This is a genomic window from Alphaproteobacteria bacterium (genome assembly GCA_005883305.1).
In the GTDB taxonomy this organism is placed as follows: domain Bacteria; phylum Pseudomonadota; class Alphaproteobacteria; order Sphingomonadales; family Sphingomonadaceae; genus Allosphingosinicella.
In genome coordinates this window covers 334708-348586 of the sequence record VBAC01000001.1, presented here as the reverse complement: position 1 = coordinate 348586, position 13879 = coordinate 334708, and the positions used below count along the sequence as shown (strand labels likewise).

Annotated in this window: 9 protein-coding genes and 1 tRNA gene; 7 read left to right on the top strand and 3 right to left on the bottom strand. The window is 67.3% G+C overall.

Annotated elements, in window-relative coordinates; translation table 11 throughout:
• Positions 1-6 precede the first annotated feature (6 nt).
• Complete coding sequence (locus tag E6G92_01615; protein ID TMJ18568.1) at positions 7-942, top strand: right-handed parallel beta-helix repeat-containing protein; 936 nt, start codon at positions 7-9, stop codon at positions 940-942.
• Positions 943-1074: 132 nt separating this feature from the next.
• Here the strand turns inward: E6G92_01615 and E6G92_01610 are convergent, their stop codons facing one another.
• Positions 1075-2811, bottom strand: a complete 1737-nt coding sequence (locus E6G92_01610; GenBank protein ID TMJ18567.1) for a hypothetical protein — start codon at positions 2809-2811, stop codon at positions 1075-1077.
• Between the two features lie 219 nt (positions 2812-3030).
• On the opposite strand from E6G92_01610, the gene E6G92_01605 reads away from it, so the two are divergent.
• The 5 genes from E6G92_01605 to E6G92_01585 all read left to right on the top strand — a co-directional run bounded on the left by E6G92_01605 (position 3031) and on the right by E6G92_01585 (position 7622).
• Positions 3031-4398, top strand: coding sequence for a putative O-glycosylation ligase, exosortase A system-associated (locus tag E6G92_01605; protein TMJ18566.1), 1368 nt, complete (start codon positions 3031-3033; stop codon positions 4396-4398).
• Between the two features lie 36 nt (positions 4399-4434).
• Positions 4435-4509 (top strand) — tRNA-Ile (locus tag E6G92_01600).
• A 121-nt stretch (positions 4510-4630) separates the two neighbouring features.
• Positions 4631-5641, top strand: coding sequence for a DNA topoisomerase IB (locus E6G92_01595; protein ID TMJ18565.1), 1011 nt, complete (start codon positions 4631-4633; stop codon positions 5639-5641).
• Entirely contained in the window at positions 5638-6789 is a 1152-nt protein-coding gene (locus E6G92_01590) for a mechanosensitive ion channel (GenBank protein TMJ18564.1), read from the top strand. Before E6G92_01595 ends, E6G92_01590 begins: the two co-directional genes overlap by 4 nt.
• Before the next feature lie 32 nt (positions 6790-6821).
• A complete protein-coding gene (locus tag E6G92_01585) occupies positions 6822-7622 on the top strand; it encodes a transporter (GenBank protein ID TMJ18563.1) in 801 nt (266 codons plus the stop codon).
• Positions 7623-7729: 107 nt separating this feature from the next.
• On the opposite strand, the gene E6G92_01580 is transcribed toward E6G92_01585, so the two are convergent.
• The gene (locus tag E6G92_01580; protein ID TMJ18562.1) at positions 7730-9628 is read right to left on the bottom strand and encodes a hypothetical protein; all 1899 of its coding nucleotides are present in this window, start codon (positions 9626-9628) and stop codon (positions 7730-7732) included.
• 173 nt (positions 9629-9801) lie between these two features.
• On the opposite strand from E6G92_01580, the gene E6G92_01575 reads away from it, so the two are divergent.
• A complete protein-coding gene (locus E6G92_01575; protein TMJ18561.1) occupies positions 9802-10773 on the top strand; it encodes a hypothetical protein in 972 nt (323 codons plus the stop codon).
• 6 nt (positions 10774-10779) lie between these two features.
• On the opposite strand, the gene E6G92_01570 is transcribed toward E6G92_01575, so the two are convergent.
• The gene (locus E6G92_01570; protein TMJ18560.1) at positions 10780-13824 is read right to left on the bottom strand and encodes an L-glutamate gamma-semialdehyde dehydrogenase; all 3045 of its coding nucleotides are present in this window, start codon (positions 13822-13824) and stop codon (positions 10780-10782) included.
• Positions 13825-13879 lie beyond the last annotated feature (55 nt).

The window sequence follows — 13879 nt, the reverse complement described above, 5'->3', positions numbered from 1 at the left end:
AGGCCGATGACCCGGCTCAAGCTCGCCTTCCTCCCAGCGCTGATCCTCACGGTCCCTCTGGCCGCGCAGGATCGCGGCCGGGCGTTCACGGTCGTCGAGACCGGCCAGGGCTTCGGCACGCTCGCCGACGCGATCGCGGCGATAGCCGGCGGCGAGGGCACGATCCGGATCGCCCCGGGCCGCTATCGCCAGTGCGCGGTGCAGGAGGAGGGACGGATCGCCTTCGTCGCGGAAACGCCCGAGACGGCGATCTTCGACGGGGCGATGTGCGAGGGCAAGGCGGCCCTCGTCCTTCGCGGGCAGGCGGCGCGAGTCGACGGGCTCGTGTTCACCCATATGCGCGTCGACGACGGCAACGGCGCCGGAATCCGGATCGAGCGAGGCGACCTCCAGGTCGCCCGGACCCGGTTCGTCGACGGCCAGTGCGGAATCCTTTCCGCCGCCGACCCGAACGGCAGGATCTGGATCGACGGCTCGACCTTCAGCGGGCTCGGCAAGCATCCTGACGGGCACGGCGCCCATTCGGTCTATATCGGGCATTACGGGGCCGTGCGGGTCACCAACTCCCGCTTCGAGCGGGGCACCGGCGGCCACTACGTCAAGAGCCGAGCCCTTCGCGCCGAGATCGTCGGCAACAGCTTCGACGACAGCGCGGGGCGGGACACAAATTACATGATCGACCTGCCCGAGGGCTCGGTCGGACGGATCGCGGGGAACGTCTTCGTCCAGGGGCTGGGCAAGGAGAATTACGGCACCCTGATCGCCGTCCACGCCGAGGAAGGCGACCATCCGAGCGCCGGCCTCGTCATCGAGGACAATGTGGCGTCGGTGGCGCCGGGATTTCCGTGGACCACGGTGTTCGTCGGCGACTGGAGCGGCGAGGCTTTGGTGGTTCGGAACAACCGGCTTGGGCCGCGGATCACCGCGTTCGAGCGGCGGTAGGAGGGAATTCGTCGGTCCGCATGCGGTTCCCCGGCGAAGGCCGGGGTCCAGGCCCGGCGCTCGCCGGGGGTCAACGCGATAACCGAGCGAAAGCCTTCGGCTCCTGGACCCCGGCCTTCGCCGGGGAACGATTTAGGATGACGAAATGGAAAGTCGCTCCGCCAGATATTCGAGATTGGCGATCCGGCGCATCATGCCGCTGTCGGTGATTCGCTCCGGGCGGAAGAAGCGGCGCATGACCGGATAATCGAGGTCGACGACCCGCCCCATATAGTCTGGCGAAAGCAGACCGCCATGTTCGTCGGCGACTGGGCCCATTCGGCGGCGCACGGCGTAGCTGCGCTGCCTTAGCGCCACCGGGCGCGCCCGCGTCGACCATTCGGCGAAGCGGTGCTTCAAATCCGGCGGGCCCGCGAAATCGTGGCCGTAGGCAGACGGCAGCCGGGCCAGCGCCGGATCGATCGCGTTCAGGAGCATCGCCTCGAACCGGCCGGCATTCTTGAGATCGAGCGGCAGCCTCATCGCCTCGGCGACAACGTTCTGGTCGAGGAAGGGCATCAGATAGGCGCCGCAGCGCGCCTCGATGCTGATCTCGCGGCCGAACAAAGCGCGGCAGCGGATTCGCGGATAGATCTGCTCGACCAGCGGCCGCGGCAAAGGCGAGCGGTCCCCTTCCCTGCCGAGCGCCGCCAGCATCTTGTCCTCGATCGCGCGCAGGAAAACGCGCTCGTCGAACAGCCCGCTTACATCCCCCTTCGCGTAGCGGGCATAGAAGGTCCGCGCGACGGCGGCGGCGCTGAACCGTCGGTCGGGGAGATAGAAGAAGTTGCGAAAGATTTCGCCGCAGCCGCCGGAGACCGAGAGCGCGCCGCCTTGGTGGCGGGCCGCGCGCGCGTGAGCGTTGGCGCCATTTTCGAACAGCTCGCCATAATTTGGCAGCCCGTCGTAGAGTTCGAAATTGCGGGCGACCAGCTCGGAAAATTGATCGGGCTCGGGCGCGGCCCAGGCTTCCTTGTCGAGCCAATCGAGCGCGAAGCCCTCGGCAGCGGCGATCTCGCGGGCGATGCGGACATCTTCGCTGTCCGGCCCCCCGTAGACGTAGATGTTCGGCGACGCGCCTGCCGCCCGGAGGGCCGCCAGCACCAGCCGGGAATCGAGACCGCCCGAGAGCGGGCAGTAGATCTTGTTTCCGAACTGGCTGACATGGGCCGAGACCACCGCCATCAGCCGATCGCGATGCGCCGCGATCCGATCCTCGAGCGGCATCGGCTCGGCGTCCGGCAGCGGCTTCTCGACCGTCTCCACAGCAGCGCCATGCGTCCGCAACGTCACGATCCGATCAGGGCCCAGCGTCTTCAGCTCCGCGAACACGGTGTCGTCGCCGATCGGCACGACATTGAAGGCGAATTCGTAGACGCCCTGGGGGTCAAAGCTGAGCCTCGGCAGCGCGCGGGCGGCGCTGAGCAGCGACGTGGAAAACAGCCGCATCTGCGGATCGTGGAACAGCTGGAACGCGCCGAAATAATCGGTGAACAGCCGGGTCCGACCGGAGCGGTGGACGAGCGCGACGAACTGGCCGCCAGTGCGGCTCCAGTCGGGGGAGTCCATCGCCAGTAGCGCCTCCAGCGCCTCGGCGCCCATCTTGCCGTCGCAGGTGAAGGTCCCGGCCACGGCGGCGAAATCCTCGCCCTTCGCGAGGAAGGTTTCCGGTCCGCCCGACTCGTAAGGCGCGTGGAGAACTCGCCAGCCGTCGAACGCGCGCTCGGTGCCGGCGCCGAAGCCGTGCCGCGCGAATTGCGCGCGCGCGCCGGCCATGGCGGCGTCCGCGAAGGCGGGATCGCGCGCGTGCACGAGGAAGAGGCCGGCCATGAAGTCGCACTAGCCGATCAGGCTTAACGGCGCGTCAACCGCGCGGCGCTACAAGGCGGCATCAACGGCGCGGCGAAAGGACGGCCCAGGTGATCGACAATTTCGCGCTCGGCCTGACCCACGGCCTGATGCTGCTCGCCGCCTGGCGCTTGCTGTCGCGCGGCGACCTCGACGAGGACGGCGCGCCCCGGACGGCGCGAAAAGGCTGGTTCCGCAAGGATGCGTGATCTCGCCTTCGTCGCCTTCCTCGCGGGCTTGCTGACGCTCGGCCTCAAGCGGCCGTTCCTGTTCACGCTCGCCTATATCTATGTCGACACGGTCTCGCCCCAGCGCCTCTCCTATTTCCTGCTGAACTCGATTCCCCTGTCGATGATCGTCGCATTGCTGGCGATGGGCGGCTGGGCGATCGGCGACAGGAAGGACAATCTCGCCTTCACCGGCCGCCAGGCGCTGATGCTCGTTCTGCTCGTCTATTGCGGAGTGACCACCCTCCACGCCGACTTCCCGACCGACGCGCTGGAGAAGTGGGACTTCGCGTGGAAGGCGGTCGCCTTCGCCTTGTTCCTGCCGCTGACGCTGCGCTCGCGGCTTCGGATCGAAGCGGTGCTCCTGTTCCTCATCCTCTCGGTCGGCTCGATCGCGATCGTCGGGGGGATCAAGACGATGCTGGCGGGGGGCGGCTACGGCGTGCTCAACCTGATGGTCGACAACAATAGCGGGCTCTATGAGAGCAGCACGATCTCGACCGTGGCGATCGGGATCATCCCGATCATCCTGTGGTTCACCAAGTTCGGGACGATCTTCCCGCCGGACTGGCGCGTGAAGCTGTTCGCGGCCGGGCTGATCTTCTCCTGCCTGCTGATCCCGATCGGGACCGAGGCGCGCACGGGGCTGGTCTGCATCGGCGTGCTCGGAATCCTGCTGCTTCGCAACGTCAAAAGGCGGATCCTCTACATGACCGGCGCGGCCTTGCTCGCTCTGGCCTCCGTCCCCTTCCTCCCCGCCTCCTTCACCCAGCGGATGGACACGATCCAGAACATCCAGGCCGATCAATCGGCGGGCACCAGGCTCGCCGTCTGGGCGTGGACCTGGGATTATGCCAAGGCGCACCCCTTCGGCGGCGGCTTCGGCGCGTACCGGTCGAACCATATCCAGGTGCAGACGGTCGCGACGCAAAGCGCCGGCGACGTTCAGGTCGTCACCGCGCAGACCGAGGCGGACGAGGCGCGCGCCTATCACAGCTCCTATTTCGAGATGCTCGGCGAGCAGGGCTTTGCGGGCCTTTTCCTCTATCTGCTGATCCAGGGGATCGGCCTCGCTCGGATGGAGATCGTGCGGCGCCGCTACCGCAAGGCGGAAGGCGAGGAAGCCTGGATCTCGCCGCTGGCCATGGCGCTCCAGCATTGCCAGCTCATCTACCTGATCGGCTCGCTCTTCGTCGGAATCGCCTTCCAGTCGTTCGGCTGGCTGATCCTCGCCATCCAGATCGGCTTCGACCTGCATTGCACCCGGCGCGAACGGCGCGCGCGCAAGGCCGCCATGCTCCCCGCCACGACCCTGACGGCCTTAATTTTCCCGCCGCGATAACCACTTCTCAATCCGCCCGGCTTATCGAGAGACGCAGGGCCTCTAGCTCAACAGCCAGAGCAGACCGCAGATTACGGTCAGGTGCAGGTAAGAATCCCGCGGGGCCCACCAGCCTACGCTAAAGCTTCGGCTGGCAAGCCGGTGCTTTAGCGTAGGCTGCCCGCCGTAGCCTTGGCGAAGGAGGGCTACGGTTCGAGGGGAACCTTAGCCCACTCGCCGGCCTTTAGGCGTCATGGCCGGCGCGCTTTGCTATGTCGATGACCAGACGCCGGGCATCAGCCGACGGCGGCGCGGCCGCTATTGGCAATATTTCGACGCCGACGGAAAGCGGATCACCGACCGCGACGAGATCGACCGGCTGAACGCGGTCGGCCTGCCCCCCGCCTATCGCGACGCCTGGTACTGCCCCAAGGCCGACGGCCACATCCAGGCGATCGGCTATGACGACCGCGGCCGCAAGCAATATCGCTACCACCCAGGCTTCCGCGATCGGCAGGAGGCGGCGAAGTTCGACCGCTGCCTCGATTTCGGCAAGGTCCTGCCGAAGCTCAGGAAACGGGTCGATGCGGACCTTCGCAAGCGCAATCTCAGCCGCGATACGGTGATCGCCGCGATCGTGCGCCTGCTCGACACGGGCCGGATCCGGGTCGGCAACGAGGTCTATGCGGAGGCGAACAAGAGCTACGGCGCGACCACCCTGCGCAACCGCCACGCGAAGGTGCTCGGGCGGACGGTGAAGATGCGGTTCAAGGCCAAAAGCGGGATCGAGCGGGAGCTCAGCATCACCGATTCGCGCCTCAGCCGGATCGTCAAGAAATGCCAGGATCTGCCCGGCCAGCACCTGTTCCAATATGTCGACGAGCGAGGCGAAGCGCGCCCGGTCAGCTCGACCGACGTCAACGACTATATCCGCGAGGCGACCGGCGAGGATTTCACCGCCAAGCATTTCCGCACCTGGAGCGCCAGCGTGATCGCCTTCGAGCAGATCTGCGGAGCGGGAGAGGCGGGAGTCGGTCTCAAGGCGATGCTCGAGCCGGTGGCGGAGACGTTGGGGAATACGCCCGCGATCAGCCGCAAATCCTATGTCCACCCGGCGGTGATCGAAGCCGTGACCGGCGCGCCGCGCAAGCGGCTGGGCTTGCAATGTCCGCGCGCCACGAAATATCTGTCGAGCGCCGAGCGCGGCCTGATCGCGTTCCTCGCCAAAGCCGCCCGAAGGAAAGGCCGAACCTCCAGATCATGATCCGAACCCAATCGCTTTCCACCCAGGCCCAATTGCTGTGGGCCGACATGATCGCCTGGCTGACCGGCCATAGCCTCCAGATCCTGCTCGGAACCGCCGCCGCGACCCTTATCGTCCTCCTCCTGCTGGGGGTGAAGTGGCTCGGCATGCGCATCTGCCGCACCGACGAAGAGCTGGTAAGCTGGCGAACGGTGATCGGGCGAGTCCTCGCCGGCACGCGCCTGTGGTTCATGATCGCGCTCGCGGCCCGGCTGGTGGCCGGCTACGCACAGGCGCCCGAGGCGGTGGCCGAGACGATCGGGGTGATCTTCGTCGTGGCGATGACTCTGCAGGTCGCTTTGTGGGCGCGCGAGCTCGTGCTCGGAGTGATCGAGCATCGCGCCGGCGGGGTCGAGGAAAGCAGCGGACTGGGCAGCGCGGTCGGACTGATCCGCGTGCTCATATCGGTGGCGATCTTCATCATCGCGGTGGTCGTCGTGCTCGACAATCTGGGCGTCAACGTCACCGGGCTGATCGCGGGCCTCGGAATCGGCGGAATCGCCATCGGCCTCGCCGCGCAGGGAATCTTCGCCGACCTCTTCGCGGCGCTGGCAATCATCTTCGACAAGCCGTTCCGCCGCGGCGATTCGATCCGCTGGGACACGACCTCGGGCACGGTCGAGAATATCGGCCTCAAATCGACCCGGGTGCGCGCGATCACCGGCGAGGAGGTGGTGATCTCCAACACCAATCTGCTCGGCAAGGAGCTTCACAACATGGCGCGGCTCAACCGCCGCCGGATTCAGCAGAGCGTCGGAATCATCACCAACACGCCGCCGGACCTGTGCGCGCGAATCCCCGCCATCGTGAAGGAGGTGATCGACGGCGTCGACAAGTGCACCTTCCTGCGCTGCGGGATGACCGGATACGGCGCGTCGAGCCTCGATTTCGCCTTCGAGTTCGACGTGAAATCAGAGGTCTGGCAGAAGGTGTTCGACGCTCGAAGCCAGGTGCTGATCGCGGTCCTTCAGCGCTTCAACGAGGAAGGGATCCAGTTCGCGAACCCGACCCAGACGGCCTTCACCGCGGCCCCGGACGGGACCTTGATCATGCCCTACCCGCAGGAGCCGCCGAAAGAGGATTCCAAAGCGCCCGGCGGTCGATCATAAGCCATCGTTCAACCGAGGGGGCAGTGTCGAAAATGAAGAGATTGTTGGCGGCCGCCGGCGCCGCGACTCTGGCCTTCTGCGGCGGGGGAGCGCTTGCGCAGGAGACTCGAGACTTCTGCCCCGACCGGCCCGGGCTCGGCACGCCCGCCTGCACGATCGACCGCGGCCACATCGCCCTGGAGCTCGGTCTGCTCGACTGGACCCACGATAGCGACGGCGCGGACGAGAGCGACGAGATCGCCACCGGCGACGTTCTGCTCCGCTACGGAGTCACCGGCAGCCTCGAAGTCCAGCTCGGCTGGACCGCCTACACGCACGTCCGCACCCGCTCGGGGATCGTGGCGGACAGCACCGACGGGGTCGGCGACCTGCTCGTTGCGGCGCGCCAGAACCTGCTTCATCCCGACGGCTCCGGCTTCTCGATCGCGCTCATGCCTTTTGCGACCCTGCCGACCGGCAGCGACGGAATCGGCGCGGGCGATTGGGGCGGCGGCCTGATCGTGCCGATGAGCTACGAACTTCCAGGCGGCTTCTCGCTCGGCGTCACCGCCGAGGCCGACGCGGCGGTCGACGAGGACGGCGACGGCCGCCATTTCGCCTATAGCGGGATCATCGGCCTCGACATCCCGCTCACCGACGCGCTCGGCGCCACGATCGAGCTGTCGGCGGGGCGGGACGAGGACCCTTCCGGCCATTCCACCGAGATGCTGGCGGGCCTTTCGGCGGGCTGGATGCCGAACGACGATCTGCAGCTCGACGTCGGCGCGAATGTGGGTCTCAACGAGGAGGCGGCCGACGTGCAGCTCTACGTCGGCATCGCCAAGCGGTTCTAGCCCCTCCCGTCATTGCGAGGAGCGTAGCGACGCGGCAATCCAGGGGACTCCGGGGCCGCACTGGATTGCTTCGCTTCGCTCGCAATGACGGCGTTGGGCTATGACCCTCAATCCCGCGCCAGCACGATCACCCTGTCGTTTGCGCTGTAGGCGATCCGCTCCGCGCGCGGCGGGTTGATAACGATGCCGCCCATCCGCCGCGAGTCGTTGGCATCGACCTCGCCCGGCCGGTGGTGGCCGATCGCCACCTCGCCGCGCGCCCGGGCGGCCTCGGCGACGTCGTAGAAGGTCAGAGTCTCGCCGACCGGAACGTAGTCCGACGCCGGACGAAGGCAGATTTCCGAGCCTTCCTCGTCGAGCAGGTCCTTGAAGATTTCCTCGAGGTGCTCGTTTTCCGACGCCTGGGCGAGCATCAGGCTGACCAGCTTGTTGCTGACCACGAAATCGTCGATCCGGGCGACCTCGGCCAGCTCGCGGTTGCGGACGTCGATCATCTCGCTGACGACGCTGATCCGCTTTCCCTGGTCCTCGGCGATCCGCCGCAGGTGGAGCAAGGTGACGAGCGTGCGCGTGTCGGCCGGCTGCGCGGCCATCGTGTCGCTGTAGCCGAGGACGAGAATGTGATCGTAGCCGGCCGGATCGAGCGCCTCGATCTCCGAGCGACGGCTGGTGTCGGTGCGCTTGAGCTCGACCCGCATATTGTCGCTGGCGAGCACGAGCGATTCGAAATCCTGCTCGATCTGGGGCGTGTCGGCGGCGATGGTCAGCAGCGATCCCGGGGCGACGTAACGCGACAGCTCGAGCGCGATCATCGGCCCGCGGCGGTTCCAGCCGAACATCAGGGTTCGCTCCGGAGCGGCCAGCGACGGGGCCGGCGCCTGCGCCGCGAGCACGGCGGACGCCCGGCGCTCCTTGGTCTCGATCTGGTCGTCGTCCTCGGCGATGATGATCGCCTTCATGCCCTCCTTGATCATCGTGTCCATCGGCGGGTTCAGAGTCACCGCGCCGTCGGCGCTGCACAGTCCCAGCAGAGTGCTGGTCTCGTAGGAGAAGAGCGCATCGCCGAACGTCTTGCCGACGAGGTCCGGCTGCTCGGTGGTGTAGATTTCGCAGCCGTCGAAATCGAGCAGCTCGGTATAGACCGCGCTGAGCCCCGGCTGGCGCATCGACTGAGCGACGATCCGCGACAGCAGGTCGTCGGCGAGCACCAGCTGGACCTCCCTTCCGCCGACCACGCGCGCGACCTCGGCATTTTGCGCCTCGCGGATCTCGGCGGCGATGAGATAGGGCTCCGGCCGCCGATTGGGATCGTTGACCAGCGCGAGGATCGTCTTGATCACCCGCGAATCCGCGTCGTCCGAATCGGGGGAAAGGACGATGACCGAGCGGCAGGTCTGCGGGTTGACGATGCCGATGTCGTAAAGGTCGGTCGGGTCGCCGTTGCGGCAGATGATCCGGGTGTTCTTGAGGTCGGGCACCTTGGCCGCGATCTCGTCCTCCATCTCGACCTTGTCCATCTCGGACATGACGACGATCCGGGGCTTAGACCGGCTCTCGTTGGCGATGACCAGCTCGGAGATGACGTCGAAGATCGACGGCGACCAGTTGAAGATGATCGTATGCTCGTTCTCGAGCACGACCGAGCGGCCCTTGCGCAGCTCGTCGAGCTTGCTTTCGAGGCCGGTCGAAAGGACGCCGATCAGCGCCGAGACGACGAAGATGCCGGCGAGCGTCACCATCAGCATCACGATCCTGAAACCCCAGCCCGCGTCGCCGCCCATCGTGCCCGAATCGAGCGTTCGCATCAGCGAGGCCCAGGTCGCCTCGATGAAGCTCATCGGCCCCTCGCCCTCGGGCGCGATGCTGGTCAGCGCGAGGAAGCCGCCGGCGATGGCGATCAGCACCAGCGAGACGAGGCCGAGCCAGCCGATCAGGGCGATCGTTCCGCCCGCCATGCTCTTGTCGAAAGCGTAGCGCAGCCGCGCGCTCAAGGTCGGCTTGTTCATGTCGAAATGTCCCCGCTCGGGCCGACGGACCCAAGGAGGGATTACTTAGCCGACCTGCCGGGCTTGGAAAGGCGCTTTTCGGACCGATTCGCAAAGGGCGTTGCCGAATGGGGGCGTCCATAGGGCTTCCTTGCTCGCCTTCCTCGAATTATTCACCGCCAAGGAGGGCCGACATGGAGATCGTTCTTGCCTACTTAGGGCCGGTCCTGGTTTTTATCGGGGCATTGCTGGGACTGACGCTCGGCAAGGATGGCAAATGGACCTTCCCGAAGGGCTGGGGGCGCGCCTTCCTGATCACCGCGATCCTGGGCTTCGCGCTGGCGACCTACCAGGCTTCGCGTGCCCTGAACAAAGCGGCCGTGGCGCGGGCCGAAGCCGAGGCCGCCAGAAACCGGGAGACGGCGGGGCAGCGCACGATGCTGGGCGGGTTCGATTTCGACCGCCCGTTCCAGACCGGGTCCTTCTATTTCGATGTGCCGTCGAACGAACTTGGCGAAGCCGTTTCCGTCCCGGGCTTCGCAGGCCCCTTTCCGGCGTTGGACGCGGGCGCTTCCGGGCTGTTGACGATCAACGTGCCAAACGCCTTTTTCTTCGAATACACGCTCCGGTTGGGCCCGGGGGGACTCCAGTTGGTCGACGGGGGCGGCCAGTATCCGACCTATGTCATGCGGGCCGCTCCGGGCGGGGCGGAATTTGTGCCGGCCGGGACACCTGCCAGCCATCGCGAGAGCAGCCGCCATGGAGGCGACGATGGCGACTTGCGGACAGGCCAATGGCGAGCCGACGCCGATGGCGCGGAACTTTCCTATCATCTCGGCATCGCCTCGCGGGAACCGCTGCGCAAGGTGGTAAGCGGGCTGGCGAACGCGCCCCGCTACGGCCGGCTGACCTTCACCGTACCCGGGATGCCCGAAGCGAGGCGACAGCAGATCGCCGCCGCCTATCGACAGATCCGACCGTTCTTCGTTTTCTATGCGCCGCTGGCGGCGGGAAATCCGAATGCCGACACTTGCGTGACGCGCATTCGCGTGCCGATGGAGATGCGACGAGTCCCCACTGCCGGTCCGGACGAGCTGGCCTTCGACCTGGCGGCCGCGGCCGCCGGCTTCGATACCGAAACCTGCCTCACCGCCTACGTACCGTGAGCCGGCCTAGAAGCCGACATCCTCCAGGCTGAGCAAGGTCGCGTTGCCGCCCGAGCTCGTCGTGTCGGTGCTCGTCGTCCGCTCGGTGCAGAAGCGCGGCAGGTAATGCGGGCCGCCGGCCTTGGGGCCGGTGCCGCTCTGGCCCTCGCCGCCGAACGGCTGCGAGCCGACGATCGCTCCGATCATCGAGCGGTTGACGTAAAGGTTGCCGACCGTGCCGGTCTCCTCGACCGTCTCCGCCGCGCGGGCGATGCGGCTGTGCAGGCCCATGGTCAGGCCGAAGCCCGAGGCGTTGATCCGCCGCACGGTCTCGGCGAGCTCGCCGCCCTTCCACGTCGTGACATGAAGCAGCGGGCCGAACCATTCCTCCTGGAGGTCCTCGATCCGGTCGATGCGGATCAGCGTCGGCGGGACGAACAATCCCTGTTCCCCGGCGGAGGCCGGGGTCCAGGAGCCGGAGGCTTCGCCCTGGGCCCCGGCCTTCGCCGGGGAACGGGGCGCATCGAGCGTGTGGATGATCCGGTCCTTCATCTCCTCGCGCCGGCCCATCAATTTGTCGTAGCTCGGCCGGTCGATCACCGGGCCGACGTCGGTGCGCGGATCGGCCGGATCGCCGACGACCAGCGAATCCATCGCCCCCATCAGCATCTCCAGCGTCCGCTCCGCGACATCCTCCTGCAGCACGAGCAGGCGCAGCGCCGAGCAGCGCTGGCCGGCCGAGCGGAAGGCCGAGGTCACCACGTCCTGCACGACCTGCTCGGGCAGAGCGGTCGAATCGACGATCATCGCGTTTACCCCGCCGGTCTCGGCGATCAGCGGGATGATCGGGCGCGCGTCGTCGGCGATCAGGGTTCGGGCGATGGTCTTGGCGGTGGCGGTCGATCCAGTGAAGGCGACTCCGGCGATGCGGACGTCCTCCATCAATTTCTGGCCCAAATCGCGCCGGCCCGCCGCGAGGATCAAGGCGTCCTCGGGCACGCCCGCCTCGTGGGCGAGGCCGACCGCATAAGCGGCGATCTCGGGCGTCTGCGAGGCCGGCTTGGCGACGACGCTGTTGCCGGCGGCGAGCGCGGCCGAAACCTGGCCGAGGAAGATCGCCAGCGGGAAGTTCCACGGCGCGATGCACACCCAGGCGCCGCGTCCCTCCATGCGGAGCACGTTGCGCTCGCCGGTCGGACCGGGAAGCTCGACCGGCCGAAGGTGGGCGCGCGCCTGCGCCGCGTAATAGCGGCAGAAGTCGACCGCCTCGCGCACCTCAGCGAGCGCGTCGGGAATGGTCTTCTTCGCCTCCTGCACCGCGATCCGCATCAGCATGTCGCGGTCACGCTCGAGCAGGCCGGCGAGCCGCTCCAGGCACGCGGCGCGCTCGTCTACGCTGCGCCTCGACCAGTCCTCAAAGCCGCTCACCGCCCTCGTCACCAGCTCTTCGGCGGGCGGGCTCGGCGTCGGCGCGAAATCGAGCGGCTCGGCGACCGCCGCGGCGACCCGCTCAAGCTCAGGACGGTCGTTGAGGTCGAGGCCCCAGCTATTCTCGCGCTCGGGCTGGAACAGATCGTGCGGCAGCGGGATCGAGGGATGGCGCGTGCCGCCGACCGCGGCGATCTTGGCCACCGGATCGGCGATAAGGTCGGCGTCGCTCAGCCTTTCGTCCGCCAGCTGGTGGACGAAGGAGGAGTTGGCGCCATTCTCGAGCAGCCGCCGGACGAGATAGGCGAGAAGGTCGCGATGTCCGCCAACCGGCGCGTAGATGCGGGTATGGTAGCCCTGCTCGCGCACCAGGCTCTCGTAGAGCCCTTCGCCCATGCCGTGCAGCCGCTGGAACTCGAAGTCGCGGGCGTCGCCGGCCCATTCGAGAATGGTCGCGACGGTCAGCGCGTTGTGGGTGGCGAAAGCGGGGTAGATGTTCCTCGCCGCCAGCATGTCCCTGGCGCAGGCCAGATAGGAGACGTCGGTCGCCGCCTTGCGGGTGAACAGGGGATAATCGACCAGCCCCTGCTCCTGCGTCCGCTTGATCTCGGTGTCCCAATAGGCGCCTTTGACGAGCCGCGCCGCGATCCGCCGGCCGGTCTTGGCTCCCAGCGCGTTCGCCCAGGCGATGGTCGGCCGCGCCCGCTTGCCATAGGCCTGGATCGCCATTCCGAGCCCGTCCCAGCCCTTGAGCGCCGGAAGCCCCGCCACCGCCGCGATGATATCGAGGCTCATCTCAAGCCGCTCGGTCTCCTCGGCGTCGATGGTGAAGGGGATGTCGTATCTGGCCGCGAGCAACGCCAGCGCCTCCACCTGCTCGATCAGCGCCGGCACGCAGCGGTCGTATTGCGCGACCTCGTAGCGCGGATGGAGCGCGGAGAGCTTGACCGAGATCGAATGGCCCTCGCCCGCCGCCGCGCCGACGGCGTGGATCGCGTCCTCGTAGGATTTGAAATAGCGTGTCGCGTCGGGGAAGGTCCGCGCCGCCTCGCCGAGCATGTCGAAGCTGGCGGTGAAGCCCTTGTTCTCGCGCTTCTTCATCCGCTCGATCGCCTCGCCGATGGTGCGGCCCATGACGAAGATCTCACCCATCATCCGCATCGCCGCGCCGACCCCGGTGCGGACGAACGGCTCGCCGGTGCGGGCGATCAGCTTGCGGAGCGCGCTCGCCGTCTCGCTCTCGCCGGTCAGCGCGCGGCCGATGACCAGGCCCCAGGTCGCCGAATTGACGAGCTTGGAATTGGACTTGCCCTTGTGGCTTCGCCAGTCGCCCTCGCCGAGCTTGTCGGCGATGAGGGCGTCGGCGGTCTCCGGATCGGGCACGCGCAGGAACGCTTCGGCGAGGCTGAGCAGCGCAACGCCTTCCTGCGTATTGAGGCGGTATTCCTGCAGGAACTGATTGACCCATCCCTTGCCCTGCGCCGCGCGCAGCTCGCCGAGCATGGCGAGCGAGCGTTTCTCGACGCGCCCGCGCGCCGCCGAATCGAGCGCGGCGTCGCGGAGCAGCGGCGTTAGCACCTCCGGCTCCGGCGCTCGGAGCAATTTGCGGATTTCGGTACGCGCCGATGCCGTAGCGTCAGCCATGGGGCATTCCTCACAGGGCTTGAGTCTGGTGTGGGCGACCCTCTAGACCGCGAAC